The 26777-nt window shown below is 42.9% G+C and carries 29 protein-coding genes; 4 read left to right on the forward strand and 25 right to left on the reverse strand.

What is annotated here, in order from left to right:
* Window positions 1–214: 214 nt before the first annotated feature.
* The 6 genes from EKM67_RS03725 to mazE all read right to left on the reverse strand — a co-directional run bounded on the left by EKM67_RS03725 (window position 215) and on the right by mazE (window position 6656).
* Entirely contained in the window at window positions 215–1222 is a 1008-nt protein-coding gene (locus EKM67_RS03725) for an aldo/keto reductase (protein WP_125577533.1), read from the reverse strand.
* A gap of 296 nt (window positions 1223–1518) precedes the next feature.
* Window positions 1519–1971: a MarR family winged helix-turn-helix transcriptional regulator gene (locus EKM67_RS03730; RefSeq protein WP_225417304.1), complete on the reverse strand. Its 453-nt coding sequence runs from the start codon at window positions 1969–1971 to the stop codon at window positions 1519–1521.
* Window positions 1972–2013: 42 nt separating this feature from the next.
* Window positions 2014–4746 carry a YhgE/Pip domain-containing protein gene (locus EKM67_RS03735; protein ID WP_125577407.1) on the reverse strand — a complete coding sequence of 911 codons (2733 nt, stop codon included), beginning with the start codon at window positions 4744–4746 and terminating at the stop codon, window positions 2014–2016.
* Window positions 4747–5096: 350 nt separating this feature from the next.
* Window positions 5097–5900, reverse strand: coding sequence for a DUF2785 domain-containing protein (locus EKM67_RS03740; protein ID WP_164506550.1), 804 nt, complete (start codon window positions 5898–5900; stop codon window positions 5097–5099).
* A gap of 182 nt (window positions 5901–6082) precedes the next feature.
* Window positions 6083–6445, reverse strand: coding sequence for a type II toxin-antitoxin system PemK/MazF family toxin (locus EKM67_RS03745; RefSeq protein ID WP_125577411.1), 363 nt, complete (start codon window positions 6443–6445; stop codon window positions 6083–6085).
* A complete protein-coding gene (gene mazE / locus EKM67_RS03750; protein ID WP_191986405.1) occupies window positions 6432–6656 on the reverse strand; it encodes a type II toxin-antitoxin system PemI/MazE family antitoxin in 225 nt (74 codons plus the stop codon). Before mazE ends, EKM67_RS03745 begins: the two co-directional genes overlap by 14 nt.
* 230 nt (window positions 6657–6886) lie before the next feature.
* Here mazE and EKM67_RS03755 point away from each other — a divergent pair, with 230 nt between their 5' ends.
* A complete protein-coding gene (locus EKM67_RS03755; protein ID WP_125577413.1) occupies window positions 6887–7162 on the forward strand; it encodes a type II toxin-antitoxin system RelB/DinJ family antitoxin in 276 nt (91 codons plus the stop codon).
* Complete coding sequence (locus tag EKM67_RS03760) at window positions 7155–7433, forward strand: type II toxin-antitoxin system RelE/ParE family toxin (protein WP_125577415.1); 279 nt, start codon at window positions 7155–7157, stop codon at window positions 7431–7433. Before EKM67_RS03755 ends, EKM67_RS03760 begins: the two co-directional genes overlap by 8 nt.
* A 62-nt stretch (window positions 7434–7495) precedes the next feature.
* Here EKM67_RS03760 and EKM67_RS03765 read toward each other — a convergent pair whose 3' ends face one another.
* The 3 genes from EKM67_RS03765 to EKM67_RS03775 all read right to left on the reverse strand — a co-directional run bounded on the left by EKM67_RS03765 (window position 7496) and on the right by EKM67_RS03775 (window position 10096).
* Window positions 7496–8539, reverse strand: a complete 1044-nt coding sequence (locus EKM67_RS03765; protein ID WP_125577417.1) for a DUF6287 domain-containing protein — start codon at window positions 8537–8539, stop codon at window positions 7496–7498.
* A gap of 228 nt (window positions 8540–8767) precedes the next feature.
* Entirely contained in the window at window positions 8768–9487 is a 720-nt protein-coding gene (locus EKM67_RS03770) for a glycosyltransferase family 2 protein (protein WP_125577419.1), read from the reverse strand.
* 21 nt (window positions 9488–9508) lie between these two features.
* Window positions 9509–10096: a hypothetical protein gene (locus EKM67_RS03775; RefSeq protein WP_125577421.1), complete on the reverse strand. Its 588-nt coding sequence runs from the start codon at window positions 10094–10096 to the stop codon at window positions 9509–9511.
* Window positions 10097–10383: 287 nt separating this feature from the next.
* Between EKM67_RS03775 and EKM67_RS03780 the strand changes: the two genes are divergently transcribed.
* Both EKM67_RS03780 and EKM67_RS10750 read left to right on the forward strand, forming a co-directional pair.
* Window positions 10384–11004 (forward strand): sugar O-acetyltransferase, encoded by a 621-nt coding sequence (locus EKM67_RS03780; RefSeq protein ID WP_125577423.1) that lies wholly within the window; start codon window positions 10384–10386, stop codon window positions 11002–11004.
* A 253-nt stretch (window positions 11005–11257) separates the two neighbouring features.
* Entirely contained in the window at window positions 11258–11401 is a 144-nt protein-coding gene (locus tag EKM67_RS10750; protein ID WP_164506551.1) for a hypothetical protein, read from the forward strand.
* Window positions 11402–11404: 3 nt separating this feature from the next.
* On the opposite strand, the gene EKM67_RS03785 is transcribed toward EKM67_RS10750, so the two are convergent.
* The 16 genes from EKM67_RS03785 to EKM67_RS03860 form a co-directional block, all read right to left on the reverse strand.
* Window positions 11405–11749, reverse strand: coding sequence for a hypothetical protein (locus EKM67_RS03785; protein WP_125577425.1), 345 nt, complete (start codon window positions 11747–11749; stop codon window positions 11405–11407).
* Between the two features lie 89 nt (window positions 11750–11838).
* Window positions 11839–12594, reverse strand: a complete 756-nt coding sequence (locus tag EKM67_RS03790) for a hypothetical protein (RefSeq protein ID WP_125577427.1) — start codon at window positions 12592–12594, stop codon at window positions 11839–11841.
* A 1-nt stretch (window position 12595) separates the two neighbouring features.
* Window positions 12596–13021 carry a hypothetical protein gene (locus tag EKM67_RS03795; RefSeq protein WP_125577429.1) on the reverse strand — a complete coding sequence of 142 codons (426 nt, stop codon included), beginning with the start codon at window positions 13019–13021 and terminating at the stop codon, window positions 12596–12598.
* Complete coding sequence (locus EKM67_RS03800) at window positions 13008–13478, reverse strand: hypothetical protein (RefSeq protein WP_125577431.1); 471 nt, start codon at window positions 13476–13478, stop codon at window positions 13008–13010. The genes EKM67_RS03795 and EKM67_RS03800 overlap by 14 nt, the downstream gene beginning before the upstream one ends.
* Before the next feature lie 504 nt (window positions 13479–13982).
* On the reverse strand, window positions 13983–14636 hold the full coding sequence (locus tag EKM67_RS03805) for a hypothetical protein (protein WP_125577433.1): 654 nt from the start codon (window positions 14634–14636) through the stop codon (window positions 13983–13985).
* A 157-nt stretch (window positions 14637–14793) separates the two neighbouring features.
* Window positions 14794–15870: a GH25 family lysozyme gene (locus EKM67_RS03810; protein WP_125577435.1), complete on the reverse strand. Its 1077-nt coding sequence runs from the start codon at window positions 15868–15870 to the stop codon at window positions 14794–14796.
* Window positions 15870–16124, reverse strand: coding sequence for a phage holin (locus tag EKM67_RS03815; RefSeq protein ID WP_379895132.1), 255 nt, complete (start codon window positions 16122–16124; stop codon window positions 15870–15872). The genes EKM67_RS03810 and EKM67_RS03815 overlap by 1 nt, the downstream gene beginning before the upstream one ends.
* Window positions 16114–16392, reverse strand: coding sequence for a hypothetical protein (locus EKM67_RS03820; protein ID WP_125577439.1), 279 nt, complete (start codon window positions 16390–16392; stop codon window positions 16114–16116). Before EKM67_RS03820 ends, EKM67_RS03815 begins: the two co-directional genes overlap by 11 nt.
* Window positions 16392–16544: an XkdX family protein gene (locus EKM67_RS03825; protein WP_125577441.1), complete on the reverse strand. Its 153-nt coding sequence runs from the start codon at window positions 16542–16544 to the stop codon at window positions 16392–16394. Before EKM67_RS03825 ends, EKM67_RS03820 begins: the two co-directional genes overlap by 1 nt.
* Window positions 16531–16815, reverse strand: coding sequence for a coiled-coil domain-containing protein (locus tag EKM67_RS03830; RefSeq protein WP_125577443.1), 285 nt, complete (start codon window positions 16813–16815; stop codon window positions 16531–16533). Before EKM67_RS03830 ends, EKM67_RS03825 begins: the two co-directional genes overlap by 14 nt.
* 4 nt (window positions 16816–16819) lie before the next feature.
* On the reverse strand, window positions 16820–18352 hold the full coding sequence (locus EKM67_RS03835) for a BppU family phage baseplate upper protein (RefSeq protein WP_125577445.1): 1533 nt from the start codon (window positions 18350–18352) through the stop codon (window positions 16820–16822).
* A gap of 15 nt (window positions 18353–18367) precedes the next feature.
* Window positions 18368–20251 (reverse strand): DUF859 family phage minor structural protein, encoded by a 1884-nt coding sequence (locus tag EKM67_RS03840; RefSeq protein ID WP_125577447.1) that lies wholly within the window; start codon window positions 20249–20251, stop codon window positions 18368–18370.
* Entirely contained in the window at window positions 20248–22344 is a 2097-nt protein-coding gene (locus tag EKM67_RS03845) for a phage tail protein (protein WP_125577449.1), read from the reverse strand. The genes EKM67_RS03840 and EKM67_RS03845 overlap by 4 nt, the downstream gene beginning before the upstream one ends.
* Entirely contained in the window at window positions 22345–23013 is a 669-nt protein-coding gene (locus EKM67_RS03850; protein WP_125577451.1) for a hypothetical protein, read from the reverse strand.
* Window positions 23014–26193, reverse strand: a complete 3180-nt coding sequence (locus tag EKM67_RS03855; protein WP_125577453.1) for a tape measure protein — start codon at window positions 26191–26193, stop codon at window positions 23014–23016.
* Window positions 26183–26770 (reverse strand): Gp15 family bacteriophage protein, encoded by a 588-nt coding sequence (locus tag EKM67_RS03860; RefSeq protein ID WP_125577455.1) that lies wholly within the window; start codon window positions 26768–26770, stop codon window positions 26183–26185. The genes EKM67_RS03855 and EKM67_RS03860 overlap by 11 nt, the downstream gene beginning before the upstream one ends.
* Window positions 26771–26777: the final 7 nt, after the last annotated feature.

Raw genomic sequence — 26777 nt, forward strand, 5'->3', positions numbered from 1 at the left:
AGACGACTAACTATACCAATTTATAAGAATAGATCAGTAGTGTTGCACTTGATTTGACAATTCGGGAAAATAAAAAAATAGTTAAGCACCACCTCAAAATCGGATTTCTCCAATTACCGAAGTGTGACTTAACTATATTTTTTCAAGTTGCTTTATTTGATCAAACTCGTTGAAAAACAATATTCGGCTTAATAGCGAAAAGGCTATGGCCGAGTTATTTTTTCTCGTCGATCAGCACTGTGCCCTCTGCGGGATTCTGATCGACTGCCCCAACGATCTCGTGAGGCATGTACAATTCTTCCAAGTAATTAATATCTTCGTCGGTCAACTGAACCGCCAACGCCGCAACCGCATCATCCAAATGCTTGGCCTTCGTGGAACCAACGATCGGCGCTGTGACACCCTTTGCCCATTGCCACGCCAAGGCGATCTGCGACATGGAAACGTGATGCTTCTGGGCAATTTCGTCCACGCGGATCACGATGCGTTTATCTTCGGTTTCGGCGCGATCATATTTGCCCATCGCCACTCGATCGGTTTGACTCCGCAGCGTGTTGACTTGCCATTCGCGATGGCTTAAATGACCGGCTGCCAGCGGACTGTATGGCATCAGTGAAACGTTCATCTGCTTGCAGATCGGAATCAATTCCCGCTCATCCTCACGGTACAACAGATTATAATGATTTTCCATCGTCTGGAATTGCGCCCAACCATGATCCTTAGCGACTTGCTGCATATTATAAAATTGATAACCATACATTGCTGACGCACCGATTGCGCGCACCTTGCCGGCTTTGACTAAATCGTTGAGGGCCTCCATCGTTTCTTCGATCGGTGTGTCATAATCGAAGCGATGAATGATGTAGAGATCTAAATAATCGGTCCCTAATCGTTTCAAGGTGCCATCAATTTCGCGCATAATTGCAACTCGAGAAAGGCGTCCTGGATTGAAATAAACTTTTGAAGCCAGCACAACTTGATCGCGCGCAACCTGGTTTACTTTTAACGCTCGACCTAAATATTCTTCGCTAGTCCCCTTCGAATAAACATTAGCCGTGTCGAAAAAATTAATTCCCAAGCCTAATGCGTGGCGAACGATTTTTTCACTGTTCTCATAATCAAGCGACCAATCATGCATCGTTCCCGGTTCGCCGAAACTCATCGCGCCAATACAGATTTTCGAAACCTCGAGATCAGTTTGACCTAACTTCGCGTACTTCATATCTTTATTTTTCAGATCCATTTCGAGTAATCCTATCTTATTTATTTAAACAATGTCGCTTAAAAAAAATTACGATATCCATGTTTATTATGCCATTATTTCGGAAATATTTGAAGAAATATGAACGGAAATACACAGGCAGAAGAACGCGGCATTAATTTTTCCGCAACCCTCACAATGGCGCTGAAAGAAGCACTCGCCAAAAATAAATAAATTTAGATTTCAAACGCAAAAGCAGCCTCGCCATCACTTTTAAAAGTTGATGATGAGGCTGCTTTTTTAGTGGCAAGTCACATTCAATCCTTGTCTTTGCCCAGAATTTCCGTGCTAACTCGGCGCATTAGACGCAAGAGCTCTTGCGCGTCATCTTTGCCGAACAAATCAATCCAATAATCGAAGCGCTCGCGGATCGCCTGCTCGATAGCTTGCGTGACTTCTTGGCCTTTTGTCGTCAACCGCAAATATTGTCGGCGTCGATCAACGGCATCCCGTTCTTGTGCAATGTAGTCATGCTCCAACATCACGCGTATCTGCCGGGAAATAGCTGCTTTAGTCACGCCACGTTTCAGGGCAACATCTGACATTGCCACTTGCTGACCGTCGGCAATATCGCGCATGATCAGGAATTGCTCAAATGATAAATTAAATTTTTTTGTCGGCTCCGAAACTAAATCACTAATATATTTGAAACCCGACATGTACACATCAATATAATCTTCTAACAAAGCATCATGTGGTTCACTCATCATGAATTACTCACTTTCTTATTCGTCTATATTGAGCGTACCATATTATTCTTGATTTAGCGCGCTTAAATGACGCTTTAGGACAAATGGTAAGCTAAAGATCGCCAAGAAAACAAACAGAATGAAAGTGCTGATCAATGGACTCGTCGCCAAGCCGTTTAAGACATAATTGAGACCATTGAGTAAATAAGTTCCGGGTAAAAACTTCCCGGTAATTTGATAGACTGTGGATAACATTGCGTTCGGCAATAACCCACCAGACACGATCAGTTGCACGAATAAAATTGCGATGGTTGCCAAGACACCCAATGTTCCCCACCACCGATCAAAGTTGAAGACAATCAAGGTGAAGACGGCGCCGCCTAAAATCAACAACAGCAACAGGCTAATTGGATGCGCGACTGCAATTCCCATCCACGTTGTCACCACAACGATGCCAACTGCTTGTAAAATCACCGCTAATGTCAGTAGGAGCATTTTTTGTAATCTTGGTTGTGCGTGGAAACGGCGGCTGTAACGATTGAATCCGAGTTCGATCAACACCGCGCCGATGAATAAGACCATGAAAATGACTAAGGGTGCGAGCACCGATAATAATGGCTTGGATAAATTATCGACCTGCGTTTTATTAACGACTGGTGTGACAAACTGATCCACATTGGCCGAGGTGAAATTCAAGTTGCTCACTTGTTGACTGCCATCGGCTAACTTATCGTTCAATGTACCCATGCCGTCATCTTCAAGCGTCAATCCAGTATCCAATTCACTGGCACCATCGTTCAATTGCGTGACGCCGTCGATCAAAGTGGGCACCTGCGCATCAAGCTGGCCTAATCCTGTTGCCAATTGCGTTGAGCCATCTGTCAGCTGATCATTATTGGCAACCAACTGATTACTACCACTCGCTAACTCATTAACACCAGCAGTCAGCGTCGGCACTTGCCCATTGAGTTGGCGCAAACCTGTCGCTAAAGCTGCAGAACCAGAATTCAGTTGGCTGTTATTGGCAACCAATGTTTGACCACCATTAGCAGCCTGTTGGACACCAGCTGTATAAGTTTTCAAACCGGTAATCAATCCACTGCTACCGTTGAGGCCTGCGCTCACTTGAACCAAGCCATTACGAATCGCACCACTGGCTTGAATTGCCCCCATGGTAGTCGTCGTCTGACCCTGTTGCTTGAGACCAACGCTGACTTCGGTGAGTCCAGCCTGTAATGTGGCAATTGCTTTTTTAGCACCGGCTGTAACGGTTGGCGTGCCATCCGCCAATTTTGCGACAGCGGCTTGTAACGTCTCTAATTGTTTTTGCACATCTTCCATAGGTGCTTTCGTTTGTGCCAAAGCTGTTCCGGTATTGGTGAGATCGACACCGACATTGGTTGCATCCGCGCCGGCATTTGTTAAGGCGGTTTTACCATCGTTCATGCCTTTAGTCAACGCGCCCTTTAAGGTGGCTAATTTGATCGCAGCACTTGGATCCGCCGAGAAAATTGCCTTAGAAATTTTGGGATCGGCTAGAATTTCTGAGACCTGTGTCGCCGCGTCCCCTGCCGCGGTGAAGCCCGCTCCTGCAGCAGTCAAATCTGTTTTCAACGCGTTCATGTTTCCTGAAACGCTGATCAACGAAGTTTGCATGCTCGTTAATGCGCCACCAACCGTCGTTAGATCGTTTGTAAGCTGCTGGCTGCCTTCACCATTGACACTATAATTCAAATCAATGACACCTTGATTAAGCGCATTTAAACCACTCGTTAACTCATCAATCTGTGGTTGACCAGATGCCAACTGATTATCAATGTTATTAGCAGCATCACTTAATCCTGCATGCAATTGCTGACTACCAGTCGTTAATTGATTGATGGCGTCATTAATTTGTTGCGTGCCCCCATTCAAAGCCGCGTTATTACTGGCCAGTGTTGCCAAGCCACTATTCAGCTGACTGGTACCAGCCGTGTATGCTTGGATCCCACTGTTTAATTGTGTCCCACCAGCATCTAACTGTGCCACACCAGACGCCAACGGACCCGTCGCCGATTTTAACGTGCCGATTCCGTTGTTGACCTGACTCACACCAGCCGTATAAGATTTCACACCGGTATTTAAAGCCGTGCTCCCCGTCGCCAATTGCTTAACGCCTGAGGCAAGTGGTTGGGTCTTGCTGAGTAATTCTGCCAAGCCATTCGTTAGTTGATGACTGCCCGAACTCAATTGCTCAGTCCCCGTTTTTAACTGCTGCGTACCAGCATAAGCTTGGCTGACACCATTGCCTAATTCTTTCATCGCGGAAAAAACATTTTCGTTATAAGCCGTTTGCACATTGGTGATCACTTGCGCGCGCAATTGTTCGGCGACTTGTTCGGTGATCATGTGCGAGGCAAAGTTGTTGTGATCTGACATGGCCACGTCGATTTGACTTGTTTTCGGCTTCGTATTCAGCGCAGTCGTCGCATTTTTGGAAAAATCCTGCGGCAACGTGACCTTCATCAGATACGTGCCATCTTTAAGACCCGCATTGGCAGCCTTCGCCGAAACGAAACGCCACGTCACTTGATGATTCTGCGCCAACTTCTTCTGAACGCCACCGCCTAAATCTACCGTCTTGCCTTGAAACTTCGCGGGCTGATCGTTGTTGACCACCGCTACATTGATCTGGCTGGTACTGACTTCCTGTTCATAAGAGACGAATTTCATTGCGATATATAACAATAGCAAAGGAATAATAACGATCAAGCTAAGTAATAATAAAATCTTCGAATGCTTTTTCACTGTACTCATAAATATAGCGCCACCTTTTCCCCAATGATTTAATTAACACGATGAATAGTATATGGTGTTAACTTTTAAAAGTATCGCGCACGAGCCAATATTTGTCAAATTAATTTTAACTTTAGGAAATAAAATGGCCACTGCTTATGACCAAAAAAGCCACCCAGATCAGCGAGGTGGCTAGACAAATAATATTTAAATTGCGCAAAATCGGACGACCGAAAATAGGCATCTGTTCGCGTGCAGAACTAATGCCACAAAACGAATGAACCGTTTATTTCAACAACGCGCCAAGTAATCCACAAGCTACAAAAGAAGCGGTCTCCCGCTTCTTTGCCGTTTAAACATAAATTTCAGGTTCAGTTGTCATAACCCATTTTGTGAAAATAGTCATCGATGATCGGTCGGGTGATTTCTGCCGCAGCTGGCAATCTGAAGTAGATCGTGCGCACGAACTTTTCGAAGGCGCTGATGCGATAATAAGTCGCCAAATCGTCATCGTCATATCCGGTCCACAAGATCGTATTCAGATTGTTCAAAAAGTCGGCGAGTTGCGGCAATGAACATTTCTCGGCGTTGAACATGCTGACTAGAATATTAGCGAGCCGCTCTTCTTCGTCATCCAAAAACGGCGACTGCATCCGCGCGAAAACACTGCGGACAGTTTGCAAGGCCGCGTCAACTTCTGCATAATCGGGATGCGCCACAACGGTCGCTAACAAATCACTGCCGTGCGCAATCGCATGTGCCCAACCGTTTTCTGGTACGTAGCCCCGCCAATCCTGTTCTGTGCGCAAATATTTGTTGGCCGCAGTAAACCAATAATCAAGTTGCTCAGGCGTCATTATTTTTGACGTCGTTTCTTTTTCTAGGAATAATGCCGCCAACAACGCCGTGAAACTACGTAGAAAAACACGATCATTTTGTGGCTGCTCGATATCTTTGAACAAATTATTTTCCTGCGTCGTCACCGCGATAATTCTTTTTTGTTGCTCGATAGAAGCAGCGCCCTCGAAGAACCCGCGTCCAAATAACGAATAAACCGTTTGGTCGCGAATCTTTCCATCGAGATCACCCACGTGTGCTAAAAGCCAGTCGATCTGCGCATCTGTGAGGACCAAATCTTCCTCCTGTTGCGCAAGTTGAATCATCGTATCATCCATTTGGCTGCAACCTCCTTGATAAACTTGTCGCGCTGTCATCTTTGATTGAATTATATCTTATTTTGACTTCTGAATGGCGAATTAGACATTCGGCGCACATAAATATAATTTATATTTAAAAAAACGCGACCAATTTAAAAATTGATCGCGTTTAAACTGACTTAACTTTCTTTAGATAAACGCTATTCTCCGGCATTAACAATATCATTAATGGTTTGGACAGCTTGTGCCAAAACCTTTCTCGGCACCTTTTCAATGAATCGCATGTCGCGTCTTTTGAAATCGAAGGTATGAAATTGCAAAGGGTTCACAAATCCGCTGACTTTTTGTGATTGTATTTCAATCATCAATCCAGAATCAGTTAAATGATTATTTTCTGCGTGTGTTATTGGACAAACTAACGCCAGCCCAGTTAATTCTGCATATTTTTGATTGCTAACGACCAAAGCTGGTCGGTATTTCCTGATCTCGTGGCCTGTGCTAGGATCAAAGTTTATCAGCACTAAATCACCCTTACCCGGAATGTAACTTTTAACGCCACTCACTGTCAAGATCCTCCGCCTCAGTCATGATATCAACTTGTTTAAGATTCTGGTTAAACCAGTCCCCCTCAAACGGATTACGATGTTTTGGTTTGAAAACAATTGAACCATCACTATGTTGCTCTGCTTCAAATTCGGTTCCCTTTTCAACCTTAAATTCTTTGGGAATCGTTAGAGTCGTTGAATTGCCAACTGTTCTGACTTTCACTTTCATCAAAGTTCGCCCCTTTCGTATATCTTTAGTATACACCGTTTTTAATAACAGTCTATTTATTTGTTTGATTAGTAGATCATATCGTATGCTTTTATTTTCAAATGATTTTAAAGGCATACAAATTCTGCGAACCAAGTCCACAAAATATTTCTACCAAACTTTTTGTATCACGAAGTTGCACAATTGCAATACAGAACGTATAATTAAAGTGATAAGGTAGGTGTTCATCCATGGATATTAAAGAAAAGAAAAGTACCGTGAGTGCGCGTGTTTCAGTCGAATTGAAGGAGAGTGCCGCGCGTGTCGCAAATAGTATGGGTATGGACATGTCAACAGCCATCACAATGTTCCTCACACAAATGGTTCGCAAAAATGCCCTGCCATTCACGCCGATCGGTTCTCCGTTAGATGCCGCCATCCAAGAAATCAAAGATGGTCAGAGCAAGTCGTTTACTAGCATCGAAAGTTTAATGGCCGATTTGAACAGCGACGATGAAAATGATTAAAGAAATTGTTCGATCGTCAAAATTTAAACGTCAATACAAGAAACTCATGAAAAAACATTACGATCAGACACTATTCGAAGATGCCTTGCACGCTCTTGTTTTTCAAGAAACGGCTAAATTAAACACAAAATTTAAGGATCATCAGCTCGTCGATCGCGCGGGCATCAGAGAGTTGCACATTTCCGGCGATTGGCTCTTGCTCTACCAAATTGACGGTGAAAAATTAATTTTATATTTACTGGAAACAGGCTCACATGATGAACTTTTATGAAACTGATGTGCACAGATAACAAGAGCCACTTTCTCTATTTGAGAAAGTGGCTCTTTATTTTTTTATTGTCTGTAATACGTATGTGGTTGCACACCATTACCCGATTGAATGCCACGAACGAGTTGATCGCGCGTCGTATCCGAATCGTCGGTGTCATACAGCCCTTGAGCAGCTGGCAGCTTAACATTCTTGGGAACAATCAGAAATGGCTCGAAAGCCGAACCCATGATGCTGGGGTCAAACGTGCCGATGCCGCCTTGAATATAACCGACTGTAATCGCGCCAGACGTGATAACTTCTGGATAACCATTATTATCCGCCCCACTCACAACCGCGCCTATAGACGCAGCCACGTGACTTCCAGCAGGCTTATTCATCGTTTGGTTGGTCACGACGATTGTTTTGCCATCGGTCTCGTTTTTCCAAGTTCCGACCAGACTGGCAAAATTATTCTGGGCGATTTGGCTGATGTTTAAACTCGTCTGAGTCGTCGTAGCTACTGCTTTAGCGGGGCCTTGCGCAAAGACCTGCGTATAGGAATTATTGCTCGTCCAGATCACAATTAGATTTCGATCATTGCCGACCGCACCGATTTCTTCTTTGTTAGCATCGGTCGTGCCTTTCGGATAAAAGCTAACGGACCAGTTGATGGCAACGGACGGATCGGCCAATGAGGCGGTCAAAACATGATCTTTCGTTTGAAAAATTAAATTTTTCCGGCCATCAGCATCGGTCAAAGTTTGCCCTTGGATACTCATTTGACCATTGACAATTTTATTTTTAGTCATCGTAATTGGGTCGGTCCCGCCGTCTGTATAATCAATCCCAGTGGCATCATGCCGATTGGCGCCCGTCCGAACTTCAGTCCAAGTTCCGGCAAGGCTACTGTAATCACCCTTCTGAATTTGGGCAAGGTTCATGATGCCCGCCTTTTTTGTGCTAGTTGCGGTTTTGGCGGTCGCCTTCTGACTCTTGCTTTTCACAGACTTGCTTGAAACAATCGCTGACTTTGAAGAAGTGTTGCCCTTGGTGTGGCTCGTACACGCCGACAAAGTTAATGCGGCCATGATTGTAATCGTCAGTGTGGCTAATTTTTGATGATTCATTTTAGAGAATTCCCCCCGTTTTTTAAAACGCCCGACCCAATTCTGGACTGATAATAGAATAATGGCTCCTCTAAGTTTAGATATTTATTATCGTTAAGTCAATTAACAATAAATGACATGACCCGAAAGAATATCGAAGTCATGCCATCTTGAACGTTGCCTAGAAATTTTTTAATTATTTAGCTGTCTTTTTAACGAGAATCCGCCACAATATCGCTGGTTAATTGATTATTTGATCCATTTTCGTAAAGCGTAAATTTGCTCAAATATCCGATCCTCTTCTTGTCTGTCTGCGCGGCTCGCATTGTGAATCGTGCTGTCTCGCCGATTTCGCTTCGTGTACAAAACGTGTGGCGAATAAACATATTTGCCTGGTGATCTGGCAACGAAGGTCGCTGTGAAAAGATAATCCTCCGCTAAATTTAGGGATTCATCAAAAGTTAAATTGGCAGCCTTGATCGCCGAAATTCGAAAAGCTTTATTCCAAACATAGCCACCGATTTCGGTTCCATGATGTGAAACTTGATCAAAGACCGATTTTTGATCTAACGCCATAAAACCGGCGGCTCTTGTTGCTGGACGTCGATACCACTCGTAACCGACGGCAGCCATTACCGCATCCTCAGCCAATCCCTGACTCAACGTTTCAACAAAATTGGGCGCGATCATATCATCACCGTCGACGAAAATAATGCCATCTCCAGTTGCATGACGCAAGCCATAATTTCGTGCCACAGAAACCCCACCGTGTTTTAATTGAATCGCATGAAAATCAGGCTTACCCTTCACAAATTCACCGAGTTGCGAAGCTGTTTGATCAGTTGAGCCATCATCAACCAGCCATAATTCGAAATTCACAGTTTGGTTGGTTAGATTTTTTAAGAGGACGCTCACGTATGAATCGAGATTATAAGTTGGTACCACGACTGACATTTTCATCTTTGTCATCTCGCTTTTCTCTTCAATTTGTTAATTATAAACAGCCAATGAAGGTTGTTTCACGTTAATATCAAGCGCTAATCTCAACAATACTTGTTTCTCATTCGTTAGAGGCAAGCCATCTAAATATAATTCGCGATGGCTGTCTGGCTCAATCAATTGATAGCCAACTTCTGTGACTTCCTGTTGCAACGCACTAACTAGCGCTGGAGTGACGGCACCATTGACAATCGTTTGTATTTCGGTGCCTTCTGCTAATTGTTCAAAGTCAACCGACTGTGATAAACTCGCCTGGTTCATCGCTTGATTATAAATAGTTTCATTGATAAACAGCGGTTGTTTGAGCCAAATTTTAAAAGCATCCCCCTGCCAAACGGCTTGCACAGGATAGGGTCGATAATTTTTAAATCCGGGAATGTCAATGCCAGCAACAGGACCCTCGCTAATCAACTTTGCCAAATTCACAACGACATCCGCCTTTTCCAGAAAGGATGACTCATTGGTATGTTTGGGAGCGATACCACTTGCTGTGAGGTAACTTCGCTTCGTCAATTTCACAAAGCTCACCTGACTACTGCGACTATATTCTGCACGTTCTTTTGTTTCCCAATCAAACATTTCAAGTTCCTCCTCTACTCCTATGACACCTTCGATTACGGCAACTATTTTCATCCACAGTATGGACTATTCTGCTTAAATAGCTACTAAAACGTTTTCAAAACTAGGCTGAATTCTATGCTGATCTTCACAATGGCCTTCAAAAAGCGATTAGATCCAGCCACGATCATCGTGTCAACAGCGAATAAAAAAGTTTTAAGAAAACTATTTTTTGAACGTGTTCACAATTTTGCAAATATTTGCTACAGTGAAAGCAGTCAAATACATACAACCTTCAGGAGGAAATTATGAGATCAGAAGAGGACGTTTTACTCGCCGGGAAACTTTATTATTCGCCAGAACCAACGCTGGTTAAATTACGAAATCGCGCCAAAGAGCTGTGTTATCAATACAACATCACTGCGCCATCTCAACAAGCCCAACGCAACGAAATTCTCAATCAATTAATTGATTGTCCGACGAAAGACGCCTATATTGAATTGCCTACGCGGATGGACATTGGCTCGCATATCCATGTGGGTAAACATTTCTATGCGAATTACGATTGTTTTTTCCTCGACGACGGACTGATTCGCATTGGCGATAACGTCATGCTCGGCCCTCGCGTTTCGTTATACACCGCCGGTCATCCTATCGATGCGGCTATTAGAAACGAAGATTTAGAATATGGCCGCCCAATCACAATTGGCAGTGACGTTTGGATCGGTGGTAATGCCGTGATTCTGCCAGGCGTGACGATTGGCAGCAACGTCGTGATTGGCGCGGGATCAATCGTCACAAAAGATGTCCCCGATGACGTGATTGTAGCCGGAAATCCAGCGCAGATATTGCGCGCAATCACTGCAGAGGATACGCATAAATGGCAGCTGGAAAAAGATCATTACTTAGCAGAGAAACAGGCGGACTAGATTGCCTGATGCTAAAATCATGATTTTAGATAAAGAAAAGAACTGAACCGTCATAATTTAAAAAACAATTATGACGGTTCAGTTCGCTAATATATATTTTGCTGCATGCTAAAACATTTTTTAACCTGGTTTCGTTATTAAACCCTATTCCCATTCGATAGTTACCAGTGCTGTTGTTCCAGAGTTTATAAGCCCTTGTACCGTATCGGTACCGTATCTTGATATTTTTGAGGTGATTTTTATGGAAAAAGCTATGTCAACAGATACAACCACGTTGATCCTTGATGATAAATTTCTGATCATGTATCAAGGTGAAAAGATTACTGCAACTATATTCAAGGATTATTATACCGCAGAAAAAACATATAATATAGTATCAAAACAATTGATCAATTGAAGGCTATTTTTTTGGATCATATTTTGTAGACCTGCCGTGCCCATGGATCGTGTCGTGCGTGATGTCTTCTCCTGGGTGGATCAGGTGTCTGGTATCGCGGTACTCGATTGATAGTTTGCTGATCGACTTCAATTTTGCAATCATCTTATCGTATAATTCTGGATCACGCGGGAAATGGACTAACTCATAACTGCGCTGAATCTTTCCACGGACTTTCTCCGAATAAATGAAAAATGAATATATGTCGTCGAAATGATTATTGACCACGACTAACCAGTATCTACTATTATATAACTTATTGAAATGTGCCTGATATTCCTCCACTAATTCTTTCTCGTATTCATTCATTTTTATACTCTCCATATTGATGTGATCACACACGCTGGTATGAAAAAAGCAACCAACATTGATTGCTTTCAGGAAACTTCGCCGTCCAGTTATCGACCAAGATATTCGTTAACTCGTCGATCGATATTTTTCGTAATTTTTCTATCTTTCACTTTTTCTAAAGTGGGTTCGAAATATTCTTCTTCTAGGCGTTTCCGCTCAAGGCTTGCTTCCTCAACTGTCGCAAAACCTGAATGCGAAATCTGCTTGCCATTAACTTTTATATACGCGCGATAACAGCGAACTGTACCGTCCTTACGTTTGTACACAGCAACGCCTTTAGCGCCAGACGTATTATTTTTTTGCTGAACTGAATACATTTGAGCAATTTGTCTAACTGACACTCCATCAACTTTGCTGGACAACAGATCACCAGCCAGCTTCCCATACTTGCTATTCGATTGTTTTGCTAGGTGTCCACATGACCTAGTCTTCCCGTTAACTAGTAGCTGATAACTAACGTTCTTCGTTTTTGTACATGAGCACTCGCAAAGATAAATCGAACGATACCCGTCCTTTTTAAGTAGCTTTTTAACCGTAAGTTCACCGAATTTTTTATTGGTTAAATCTCTGGGAGGTGGCATTTCTTCGCGTCTCGGTCGAGTTGGAATACAACCACAACCAGCCTTGCTATTATACTTGATTCGCCATCTTAGCGTGGCACGAGAAACGACGAAGTCATCTCGTCCACAATCATCACAATGACACCGATATTTTTGATCAGTGATACGATTACCAATTATTTCTAAAACTGTGATTTTTCCAACCGAAGTCCCGACAGTAATATTAAATTTTCTTTTCTTCATATTATCCTTCGTCGTCCTTATATGCTTTGTATAGATCGATCAGCTGAATAATATCGCTCCCGGTCATCTCGTTTAAGCGATCAAAAACATTGGTCATTTCTTCGTTGCCTTTTGTTTCGTAATTGTTGGCAACAGTGTTAAGTTCACTGCTGATTTTTTGAATAAACAACACAAAATCAGTCTGGTTATCGCCGATCTGCTTCTGTATCCAGTCGGCTTCGTAAGCTCGGGAAAGCTTAGTGACAACACTCCAGTTTGCGCTCTCAATATCTGTCTTTCCTGTCCGATAGTTAGACACGCCTTGGCGGCTGATGTCTGCCACATTGCTGATATATGTGCCTGAAATTGAGTCATCAGACAATAAAGCCTTGGCCTTATCCATGTCCGAACCGTATTCATCTCGCCAACTGTATTTAAATTCCGCCATTTTTTATTTCCTTATCTGATGTAATTTTATCTGATGTAATTTCACTTTTAACTTCTGAATCTTGATTGTTTTCTTCACGATCAATTGGTTGGTTCTTTAATGCTCTTGCGATTCCAGCTTTTTTTGCGTCCATCTTACGACCGGTGTTTTGTTCATGGCGCTTAACAGCGTCTGCACGTTCTTTACCACTGCCATATAAGATGTTGAAGCCGTCAAAGTATGCTTGTGCTTCCTTGCCGCCCTCGTCAACTTTTACTTTCTTATCTTCGGTGAATTCGTTGGCTGATACGCCCAACAATTCGCCTTTTTTGTTGTAACGGACTTGGTAATCTGTGTAATCATCTTTACTTGTGCCACTTTGAAATCTTAATACAGATAATTCGGCTTCATCTAATTCTTCGTAACTCTTCAATCCACTGACCATAACACCATTTTTTGCTTGTTGTAAAATTTTCATATCTGTAATACCTCCGATTTTTTATGTTATAATCGAAGAGGTTTAGCGACCAGCCCAGTTAATTCTGGGCTTTTTTGTTCCTCTTGACTATATACACAGTATAACACCATAGACACTTTTTGTCTACACTATAGACAAATTTATTTTAAAATAATTGCAAAAAAATAAGCAAGTTAGTTTGCAGACTAGCTTGCTTCATCATAGTGGATTACTATAAAAACTCCAACAAGTTAATTATAGCATGATCTAGGTATTTAATCACAAAAAAATAAGCCCCTATCCATAAAGGATAGAAGCTTATCAGCACAAGTTTAACTGTTTAATTTAATTCTTTGTAATTAATTGATTACTTTACCTGAAAATAGTTTCTTATTAATCTCTTCTTTGTCCTGCTCATTTCTCTTTTCTAATTGTATGAGAAACTCCTTCAACGCTTTATCAATCATGATCAATACCTCCATCAATTACTTGACAAACTAATTATAACACCATGATACACTAATTTCACTCATTATTAGTCAGTTTACGTTTCTCATCGTTCAGTGCAGACTGTTTTTTATCCAAAATCCGCATTCGTTCGACTTTAGTCCAATTTTCGTAAAGCTTGTGGACATTTTCGTACGGAGCGTCTTCGCTACTAATAAATTCTAGATAATCACTGTTGGTGGAAACAAAGTTCAAAAACACTTTATGGATTGGTCCGAAAACTAGATTTGGCTCAACTAAATCATAGTTCATGTAGACACTTATCTGTTCCAACTCATTAAAAATTTGACCAGCGGCAGCGGCAGTCTTTGCTTGCATCTCAATTGCCCAGTCTAGCTTTTCATCTTTTGGCAGTTTATCGATTTTCGATAAATCGTCGGTAATGTAATGGTTGACTTCTTCTAAGGCTTTTCTTTTGGAGATTTCAACCTCAACTGGGTATTTATTGACGAAATCGCTCATTTCCGGAATAATTTTTTCAGAAAAAGCCTTCAATATTTTAACTGAATTATTTACTAATGTTTGCTTGTTGGCATTCAGTTCTTTTTCTTGATCTCTTTTTAATCCTTTGACGGTCAAATAAATCGCTACTATTCCAATGATGGTTGCAATGTATGATAAAGTTTCTAACAATTCATGCAAATTGCTAAACGCTGGAAGAAAGAACGTCATTTGTTATTACCCCGTTATGTTTGTAGATGTTACTTAATCCAATATAGCTTATTAATTATAACTTTACAACGCTTTTTTGTGATTGAACTTAAAATCGTATTGACACTAAATTAAACATAAAAAATAAGCCTACCTCTTAGCCGAGGTAGGCTTAAACTTATTTGATCAATAATTTCTGGCCAGGGTGGATCACTGACTTGATCGTCAGCTTATTCTGCGAAGCTAACTTGTTCATGTCGACGCCATATTTCTGTGCAATCGACCAGAACGAGTCACCAGATTTGACGGTGTAGTAAGTGTGGACAACCACTGATTTGTTGATCACTGCTTGAACTCCGTTGTAGTAGCTGCCAAGTAACTTCTGCCGAGTAGCCCCAGCACCGAACACACCCTTTTTGACTTCCGATGCCAACGTACTATTTAAGCTTGTGGCACTGACTGTTTTCATCTTGTAGTTGACAAGAACTTGAACCGAAGTTGCATACCTGCCCAACAGCTTAGCTCGAGTGGCACCTGAGCCAACCTTACCCGCCATCACGTCGTTAGCCATGGCTTCAAGTGTCTTGCCCGCCGTGCTGTATGCAGGCACTGCGGGGGTAGGTTTGACCACTGGTTTCGATGGTGTAACTGGTTTTGTTGTGCCACTAGGATTAGCAATCTTTCGCCAGCCATTCGCATCGACTGCGGCCACATTCCGATCTAATTTCCCGTTTGAAGAACTAAACTGCCAGAGTGTATATGTCGACCAAGGACTAATATTGTACGAAAATGTTGGCACTGTCCAACTGTCTCGATTATCTGGATAACCTGCAAACCATAAACCACACTTCGTGGCCAAAGATTTGTTCTGTCGAATCCCATCAAGGCCTGTGTACAATAGTGGCCAGACACCAGTTAATTCATGAATGCGATTGACAAACTTTTCACCCCAACCAATTGTTCCCCACGCTGAGTTTTGATACGACTCCCAATCTAAAACTAGGACTGTCTCACCAACATAATTTTTGATGTTAGCAATGAAGTAATTGGCTTCTGCAACTGGATCACCACCCGCCGCGTAATGATAGAGCCCTAATAATCTTCCCTTCTGTTTTGCTAGTGCATATTGTGCGTTGCAAAGCGGATTAACATAGGTCGTGCCTTGAGTCGCCTTAATGATCACGCCGTCAACATCTGAACGACCTGCGATTTCTGTTCCAGATCCCGAAAAAATATCAATAAATTTTAATGCCATTATTTTTCCTCCTTTTTAGTCAATACTCGCTCGCTGTCTGATGCTCCAGGCGTTGTTGGGTCAGTTACCACGCCCAGAATAGACAATAGCGCAAACGCTGCGTTAACGATTGCGATTAGTTGTGAATTGAGTGGCTCAATTTCGAAATCATAACCGAACGGAACCGCCACGACTTGCGCCAGTAACAAAAAAGCCGGCACAATGGCCAGCCAAAACTTTGGTGATTTGACACGTACTTTCCAATTAATCTTCATATTCATCGTCTCTCTTTCGTTTGAGGTGATTCAGCTCGTACAAAAAATCAAGCTCAGCACCATGCTTGACCAATCGTTGATCATGAATATCCAATCGTCGATCGAACTCCTTATGCTCCAGTCGAGAGCTCTGATTCAGCTGGTCGATTGAGTCTGACAAGCGTGACAGATGCTCATTGATTGGGCGGACTGCCACGCCATAGATTGCAGCAATAATGGCAATAATACCACCCCATTCGGCAATCGTGAATCCTAAAAATAAATGCACTAGATCACTTCCTCTGTGGTTTCAGGTGCACCCTGAATTTCGGTGACCTCATCGGCAGTCAAGTAACCAAGTGTTTGATATAGTCCGAGATCGTCAATAGTGTAAAAGCCCTGGTCAAATAAAAATTGGATATCTGTTTTACTTGGAAACATCAGCGGACACCCCTTCCAATGTTGCGACTCGTGCTTCTAATGACGCGTTTTTGAGTAATAATTGTGCGACCATTTTCGAAACGGGATCGTATTTTTCGCCAACTCCACCGCCGGCGTCATACCAGCCTTGGGCTTTGCTATCCCATGCTGGGATAAGCAATCCGGTTGGTAGTGCGACTTCGGTCTCGAATAGTGGATTGACCTGATATGACTCATCGACTTGCTTGGTTTGACCTAAGGATTTCGGGTCTAAACTCCATATTGTTTTCATTTAATTAACTTCCTTTCACTGCATTTTCTAGTGCTGCTAATCTTGATTCTATGCTGGTTGGATCGTCTTCGGGAGCTAGCGACCACGGAGTCAATATGGTGCCCTTTTCCAGTTTTCGCATACCGGCAGACGTATTTAATTCCATGTTATTTGTATTCTCAGCTAGCCTAAACGAGACTGTTCCAGCTGGAACCTGTGCCATGACTACAGATAATTTACTTTCACCATGGTAAACTTGATTACCCGAATTAGTGGTCAACAATTGGTCATTGATGTCGTAGAAATATATCTGTGCATACGAATTACCACGGGTTATAGATGAGTTTGTGTTATCAAGCCACACTGAATAAATAATTGTGTCTCCGATTGTAAGCTTCTTGCTGGCTAAGCTACCTATATAAGAAATATTAAACCAGCTCTTGTTAATGGTAATCATTGAAGATGTGCCAATTAGGAGGTTTCTACCCCCCCCCAGGCGGATTTGAGCTTCTAACGCTGCTATACGGGCGTCCTGGGCATCATCGATTGCATTCTGGTCTTCTAATGCTGGTACTGCACTGCCCACAATCGATCCTTCTGCAACAATCACATCTCCAAAATAAAGCGCGCCAGAAGTACCCGAGCTTGATCCATTATTGTCGATTCGGATATAACCGGTATCTACATTGGCTCCTGTGGTGAACGCAATGGTAATAGTTTCCTCTTTAGCTGTAGATAACTTCTTGTTTTCCAAAAGTAGTTGAGTGCTTGTGTATGCACTATCTGATTTGGACTTTGTTACAAAAAATATACTCAGTCCAGTAACACTAGCATCTCCAAATGCTACCATTTGAAAGATATATTGTGCTGTCCTTTTAACGGAAAAAGGCATAGAGCTCGCTGAAGTTTCATCGGCAGTTCCATCATTAGTAAGTTTAAATAAGTTCTCGTTACGCCCCTTATGATACAAGTGCCTATCTGTAAATAGCTTGCCATTATGGTTTCCGTAACTCCAATTGGCAACTGTCTTGGGATTGACACCATTCCTGATTAGGTTTCGAGTTCCAACCGTCATACCAGCTTGCAAAGCAGTTAGTTGTGTCTGTTGAGCCGCGATCTGTTGATTATTTGCAGCCAGCTTAGCCTCGCTATCTGTGATTAACTGATTCACTTTGGCAAGATAATCGTTGGCTTGCGATTGCGTGATGTCCGCCGCTCGATCGACCACAATCCTGATATTGCGAGTGGCCACCGAATTCTTAGCACTGTCATACAATCTGAAATAAGCAACAGGTAGTTGCCCCGCTTCCGACGTGTCTGAACTCGTGAACGTGTAGCTGAATAGTCCGGCAGTTGCGTCCTTGATTGCGCCAGCGTGCTGTACCATTGAGCCTGACGGTAGATTTGCCTCAAATTGTAACGTGTAACCTGTGACAACAATTGGTTGATTATTCTCTGTGATCTGAATGTCGACCATTCGGAGTCCGCCATCACCTTGACGCAAATTAATTGTTTCTAGAACCGGTTCACTTCGGTTTATATCTAGATTTATTTTCATTGATTTTTCACTTCCTTAGTACGCCCTGACTTCGCGCAAAACGTAGCCATTATTAGGCGCCGTATCATTGGTAACATAGCCTTTGATCGTTTCATTGCTAATATATACATACTTAAATATCGGCTGTTTGGTGTCGCTATTCCACGTGCAGTTAACACCAGCACCACCATGATCAGTTGCGTGTGATTTTGGCACTCGGAAATATACGTATTGCGAATTACTTCCTTCGCCAGTACTCGTGTTGAATTGTGACCAGACAAGCTCCCATCCGCTAAGACAATTAACCATTGGGATTGATGGTGTAATGGTTTGAGTTGCGTTCATATATACGGCGCCTGACCACAGTAATTGACCTACTGAGTTTAGCCGCGCGATCAAAGTCGGGCTGATCCCACCTAAGCTACCGTAGTCTGCATCAATGAAATTAACTAGGTTACCATCAACCGTGTTCTGCATAATGTAAAACGGCATCTTGGAGCCAACTACAAATCCATCCTGCGTAGACACCTGACCAAATGCGATGCCCTTACCACCAGCCCGATAATCGACTGTGGTATAGACGGTTGGGACCGACAGCATGAATGTGGCTGCGCTGAAACTATCAGTGACCGTAATCTGAAACTGGTAGGCTTGATCAACACTGATATTGTTGACGTTAACCACGTTGTCGATCGCATATGCCGTGATACCGTGAGTGATTGACATCCATTCAGTGCCATCGATAGTCTTATACTGCAACATAATATCATGAGCGTTTTTATTGGCTAAGTTAGACACGCTACCTTTGACAATCAGCTTAACAATCGTACCGTCGTCATCAGCTTTACCCTCTGCATTGATTCGTTCACCAGATAGAACGATCTGTGGATTCGCATACGGTAGGATTGTGATCGACTTAGTGATATACGCTGACCAGCGTCCACGAGAATCCTTCGTTCTCACTTTGATCGTGTATTGTGCCGGCGCGATCGGCTGTCCCTTGAGATCAATAGTCACTGACCGTCCATTATTGGTTGTGCTAGGATAAGCCGTGGATCCGATCACTGTTTCTGAAGCAGTGATCCATGAGTCCAAGACCCCTGCAGCTGATATTGAAATATTGAGCACTGACATGTCTTGAGCAAAATTAACCCCATCACCCAAAACAGCTCCAACCTTGGTATTACCTTCCGCAATAGAGACTGCAGATGTGGTTGGAATCACACTAGTGGGAATCGTCAGATAGCGAGTCTGCTTATATGATCCAATCTTTGTGGACCCACTATAAGTCTCGAGTTCAAAGCTACCGTACCCAGATGTTGCACTGGCAATCTGTCCCGCAAAATCAGATAACTTTGGCGTGAAATTGACATTGACTCCAGTCGCCGGATTGTTGAGCACCTGAATGCGTTTGGATCCATAATTAATCCAGACTTTATGACTAAACCCAGCTGCAGCCGCCGTGATTTTCATCGTGACATTGCTATCCATCTCATACGTGCTTTTGTCAGTTATGAATGTGCTCGCTCGCGGAATCGTATTGAGTGTGATCTTAGAACTGCCGGAAAATGCCCCAAGATAACCATATGAACCAGATGTAATGTTGAGCGAGTAGCTAAACCCGATAGTCAGTGACTTTGTTCCATTAGCAGCGTGTGACACCGTCTTAGTGACCGTTCCCAACGTCTGCGTGTTGCCACCGCCTGTTGTTGGATTGTGCGAGAACGTCCCTTTCTGGCCGTCGATCGTGATGTAACCAGACTTATTCGCGGCGTTAATATTCCAAGTTGCGGCACTAACCAGATAAGCCGTGGCCGTGATTGTCGATGTGTTGTTGGCCACATTCTGAGTTGCTGACCATTTCATCGTTATCTGCCAACCGCCTACTTTGGTCCCACTTGCTGATCCACTTAGACTCATACACTCTCACCTCCTACCCACTTAAATGATAAGTTCCCGTTTTCTCTCGGAACAAACGCGAAATTGCCTAACCTCAAAGAGTTGAGAAACTCTCCATCTGTGATATAAAGCTTGTTATTGTTGATATATGCAACTTCGTTACCACTTTGTAGAAAGCCAATGCGATCATTCTGAATCTTAAGTGTGACTTCATTGCCAACTTGTCCCAGGATGATGTTGCCATCCTCAAAACGGATATATTTAACAATTTGCTGGAATTGAGTCTTGGTGTCACCATCAATATTGGAAATCTGTTCCAGGATATTCGTGAACTGGAACAAGAAATCATCTTTAGTCTGCTCAAATTGGGTGCTGACTGTGCTCTGATAATCGACCAACTCATCTTTAGTGGCATAGTCTTCATCGCTTTGTTGGCGAATACTATCCGCTTCGGCTGCCAACTGTTCTTGAGTCCACGCTTTAGTGTCTTCATTGGCATCGATCACGTTTCCTTGAATGACATTATTGATGCTGTTCATAGTGACTAGCTTGGCGTCGTAATAAGCTTGAAAATCAGTTCTTAGCGTGGCACCATCAGCGGTACTTGTGGTTGTCAAGTCGCTCAAAAGTGGCGTTAGAAACGCCGTCAACGAATCATAAGCGGTCCCTAGCCCAGTTGTGTCAACACCATAACTACTGGCGCTCTCATCGAGCTGTGGCTTCTCAGAGGCAATGACATCCCACTCTTTTTTGAGTTGTTGTTTCTCATTAGGCGTGAGTTTGCCATCGGCTGATAAGTCGGTCAACTGAGAATTGGCTTCGTCAATGTCATCGAGAGCTTGCCTGATCTGTTTCTGCTGGTCAGACAATAATTCACTCTGCTCCTTGACGCCTTTATTGATTTCTGCAACTTCCATGCCGATCTTTTCGGAGTCCTGCTTGATTTCTGAGTATTTCTCAGTTGCATTCTGTTGGATCTCGCGGACCTTCTCATTGACCACATAATCAGACTGCACTTTGTTGATCACTTTAGACGTAGACACTTGTTTATCCGTCAATGATTTACGCTGCAGACCAATCGTTAACTTGTCAGCAGCAGGATTGGTCAAATTGAGTTCCAGTTTCTCAGCCAACAATAGCTCATCAACATCATGGGGTTTTGAAGTCACTTGCACGTATTCGAATAGCCGAAAATGATTGACTTTCTGGCCTGCGTTGGCTAGATCGACCGCCGTTAATTCCAGCGTAATATCCATCTTGACTAACTCCGCCAACTCGACTTTAGCCTTGCGTAACAGATTGTCGGCCAGCGTCACATCATCCCAGGTCACCACTTCAATGATATAGCCATATTTGGCCACTGCTTCATCGTCAACGATCACATCATTGTCATCATTGACAGATTTAACCGTTAACCTCTCGCCGGTATCATTGCCATCCTCATCTTTGATCTGTGTTCCCAGCGGCAAGATTGCTGTGTAGATTCCAGTCGCGGAACTTGTTTTTTTGAGGTCGAGAATGTTCTTGCCAAGTTCGATTGTTTGATCAGATTTATAATCAGAGTCAGCGAGATAGTCCAAATAATTCACGCCGTTTTCTCGCCGAATCATCAGATAACCACCCAAGGACTTGATCAATTTGTCTTCAACAACGTCCCAAGTTTTTGGATAAGTAGAATCAGAGCGAACAATCACATCGTTGGGATCCGTGACCGTAACCTTGCCAAGCTTAAATTGCTTGTCGGTGCCGACTTGAGTATTGTGTTGATCAATAATCAGCGACAGATACCCCTCAACCGATCCGGTGTATTCGTATGGGCGGAGAATGGTGTCGTTGAAATAAGTCATCTCACCTTCAACGGTGACTGTCTTGGCGTTACTCAATGCTGTCTGATCGTCAAGAACACGCCCACGGAAACGAAGAGCATTGTCTTGATAGATCTCGACAATGCTCTTTCGCTTGGCTATTCTGTTATATAAAGGGTGATACTGGTGAATTGTGAAAGTGAAGGTACCGTTCTTGTTAACTTCCAGCGATAGTTTTGGGTCGAATATTTCGTAGCCCTTCGCCCGTGGATCATAGAGGAGCTCGTCATCGAGCATCGCATAATACATCTATAACGCCCCCTCTTGATAAGTGATTGTGACCTTGGTACCTGCTGTAGCCTTGATTGTGATTGGATTGTCGCCTTGAGTTAAGAAGACATTTGCCAGAGTGAAGGTCCCCTTGATGTGTGAGTAGGTCGTGGCATTGAACGTGATTTGACTGTCAGCACTGATCGTGAATGTTGGCAATGTTGTCATGCGCTCGTTGACCAAGTTAAGTGTCAATGAACCACTGTCAGGCACGGTCGCCGATACTTTGGTTAACTCATTTTTGTAACGATAAGGCTCCATAACACCAGTAACACTAATTATCGATAGGCCTTTATTGCCACGAAAATCTGCGACTGCTCGAAGCCTGCCTACAAAATGATAATCGGGATATAATGGCAGAACTACATCTATCCGTCTGCCGTGAACGTCATTAACAAAACTTGACAATGAACTTTGCCATCCTTTTTCATACTTAGGCTTAGCCAATGTCAGTTCAATATTCCTGTCCTTATACCTGATTTCACCTGTCAGGGCCTCACTCACATCAATTGAGCCATCTCCTGCAGGATTATCAATTAGGTCCGTTCTTGGTTCAGGATCTTCTAAAACAATGCCAGGGCTCAGATATAAGCCATAGTTCTGTAATGCCCACTTATCACCAAATTTAATATCAATGATCGTTGGCATCTAATCACCCCTCTCGGATAAGTCAACTGAGCGACCCATTGCACCGCTATAATCATTTGTTGTTTCTGCAACAAGTACATCATTTTTAAGATACATTTTTGGATTGTAGTCTTTTTGATTTGTGATCTCAATTAACTTGTCAAGCTTGTTGACAACTGCATTATTATCCGATTTAGTCATATTTGTACTACTTGAATAGTTGTAAATATTACTTGCGATTGGTGCATTTCTAATGTTCCCGCCGGCCAACGATTCAGCTCCAGCAAAGGATAACTGCGGTGACATTGCGAAACTCAGCTTGTCAGCCATGCCCGCAACGGTTGATTGGACATCTTTAAAGTTCTTCTCCAACCCACCATTCAAGCCTGACATGATTGCCTTACCAGCTGGGATCAATAACTTTCGATCATAACTAATTGGTCCTTTATGATCGCGGATCCAGTCACCGATTCCACCAACGAATTTCTTGACCTTACCCCAAGCTTTCTGCAAGCCATCAGACAAACTGTTCATGATTGCTTGACCTGCTTTTGCGAGGCTGAAGTGACTGAGTACGTTAAATCCGCTTTTGATTCCACCGACGACATTAGAAACGATTCCTTTAAAACCATCCCAGGCACCTTTTACGCCACTGACAATGCCTTTACCGATTCCAATTATTGTTGATTTAAGGCCATTCCATGCGCTACTTGCGGTTGATTTGATACCCGACCACAAGCCTGACATGAACGACTTTAAACCATTCCAGAGCGACTTTGCTCCGTTGACAGTCCCAGTAATTGCGTTTGAGATTGCTGACTTGATACCGTTCCAAATTGACGAAGCAAGTGATTTAATGCCGTTCCAAAGTGCACTGATAAACGATTTAAAACCATTCCATACATTCTTACCAGTGGAAATAATCCCGTTCCATAAGGCGACAACAATGGTCCTGATTGCGTTCCACACAGTCTGAAAATAGGTCTTGATGAAATCAAGTACGCCAGAGAAATAAGTCTTCAATCCGTTCCAAATCTGTGATGCGGCGCTTGTAATGCTGTTCCAAATCAAAGTCAAATCAGCCTGAAGCTGAGTCCAGTCACCAGTAATCAAGTCGATTAGTAACAGAATCGGTGCCATGATTACTGTTTTAAGCATGTTCCATACGCCACTTGCGACAGAAACAATACCATTCCAAATTGCCGTTAATGACGTGCCAAAGGTATTCCATACGTTTGTAGCAATCGTTACTATCCCATTCCAAATACCAGTAAAGAAGGCTGATATTGCTGTCCAAACGGTTGTTGCAACCGTCTGAATTCCAGTCCAAAGATTGGAGAAGAATGTGCCAATTGCAGTCCAAGCTGACTGAATACCAGAAACAGCTGTTGTCACACCGCCAGTGATCCCAGACCAAATTCCACTGAAGAAATCAGTAATACCTGACCAAACACCTTTGATGGCTGTTACAGCATTTGAGAAGAATCCAGTAACTGAATCCCAAACCGATGAAGCTGTTGCGGTTAATGAATTCCATGCACCTTTAAGCCAATCTACAAATGCCGACCAAGCTTGTTTGCCGACGGTTGTTTGAGTAAAGAACCAGGTCAACCCGGCGACAATAGCAGTAATACCCATGATTATCCATCCTGCTGGCGACATGAAGCCCATGACCATTTGAAGTGCTTTAAAGACACCACCAACATTCTTAACAACAGAAGTTATCATTGTAAATCCAGAAACAACGCTTTTAATTGCTGTTGTCACACCAGTGAATATAGAAACAACTTTGCTGATACCTTTAAACGCAGCAACTGCGCCAAGAATTGCAACTGCAAAACTTCTAACTATTTCATTATTAAATGCTGCCGAGACAAAGGTGCCCACTTGTTTAATCACGTCTAAAAGGCCGCTCAAGACGACCTTAACACCAGTGAATATTGATTCCCATGGTAATCCTTCGATTATGCCACCAACTTGACCAATAGCGGAGCTTATTCCGTTGAATATACCCGAGATTACCGGTCCAAGTTCTTTAACTTTATCGCCAAGTCCACTAACAACATCGCCAGAAAAAACTTTGTTAAAAGCCTTACCGACGGTATTCATTATTCCCGAAATAACAACCACAAATACGTTTGCAGCACTTGTGACTCCGTCAAACACAGCACTGAACAACGTGCCAATTGGAGCTAAAACTTCTTTAAGCTTTTCAATGCTTAATCCCGCAAACATATTAGAAAACATAGCTTTAAGGTTTAAGAAAATAGGGGTAATACTTGAAATTGCTGACTTAGCTACCGGCTGTAGCGTGTTGAATGCCCCACCTATAACGTTGATAATTTGATCGGCTATACCCGAGAAGTTAATCCCAGAAAGTGCATCGGAAACGCCACTGATAGCATTAATCCCAGCCTTTGAAACCTGATCATAGGCTGGTTGTAGCTTGGTAACTAATGTTTCACGCAATCCGTCCATGGCTTGTCCGACCGTTTTATATTGAGTTGCCATCTTCGTAAAGTTAGCGTTAGTACCCGTTTTAGCAATCGCATCGAAGAAATCTTGAGTAGCAAGTTTTCCGTCCTGAACGTTTTTGATCATGTCTGTCGTGCTCATGCCCATTGTTTTCGCAACGGCGGCAACACCAGCAGGCGTTTGCTCAAGAATCAATTTGAAATCTTCCCATGCTACTTTAGGTTTAGCAGCCATCTGTGTGGCTTGTTGGCTTAATGTCGTCATTGCTTGAGTTGGTTCAGCAGAAGCAGCTGCCAATCCACCAAAACCTTTGACCAATTGAGTCGTGTTTTTGGTACCGACTGCCGCTAACTGGCTGTATGTTGACGCCATGTCAGACGCTGAGTAGATAGTTTGGGTGGCGAAATCCTGCAGTGATTTTTTTGTGCTGTTGATTTCTTTTTGAGGCATTTTTAGGTTTGACATGTTGCCTTGGAATGTTTGCCATGTTGCACTTGACTCACTTAAATCACTGCCTAAACCACCAAGTGAGTTACCAATCACGCTAATAGCCTTCGAAATTGCGCCACTGATTAAGTTTGCGCCGAAAACACTCTTAAAAATACTGCCCGTTTTAGTAGCCTCACCACCTAAACTACCAAGCCCTTTTTTTAGTGAAGCAACAGAGCTAATCGCTTCTTGACCATCGGCATCAATTAAAATCTTGACCGTTCCATCAGCCGCCATAGTCGTCCGCCTCCTCTTCTATCACGTTAGAAGGCAGTGCTAGTGCTTTCTGCTGCTCTTTCGTCTGCTTACGCTGTTCTTTATCCTTAATTTTGGATAAATCAGTAGATCTAATCTGTCTGATCTGTCGGAACATCGTGTCTTCAGGCAAAGCATTGAGCAATGCCACGAACTTGATCCATTGCATCTTGCCTTGTTGATCAATTAAATCAATCCCATACGCCTGTAAAAACGCTGCATAGATATATCTGGCATCTAAATCAAAATCGAAGTCAGGTTTACTATCATTAGCTTTTGTTGGCATCGGATCGCCATTGACGTCATATTTGACCGCACTAGTCTGTTCAACAGTCAGTACTTCTTGAATTGCGTCGTATAAATCAATCCAATAATCAACGCTTGGTAATTTACCAATGACCAGCAGTCTTAGATAAGTTTCTAGTCGATCATCAGCGGTCATCTCTTTGTCACTTAACGCAGAAAACGCCAATAGAACATTGTCAAAATCTAGGTTTAATCGGTACTCAACGTCGTTAACAGCCACCTCACTTGGTAATTTTTCGTACAAGCGAAACATGATACCA

The organism is Lapidilactobacillus mulanensis, assembly GCF_003946215.1.
In the GTDB taxonomy this organism is placed as follows: Bacteria; Bacillota; Bacilli; order Lactobacillales; family Lactobacillaceae; genus Lapidilactobacillus; species Lapidilactobacillus mulanensis.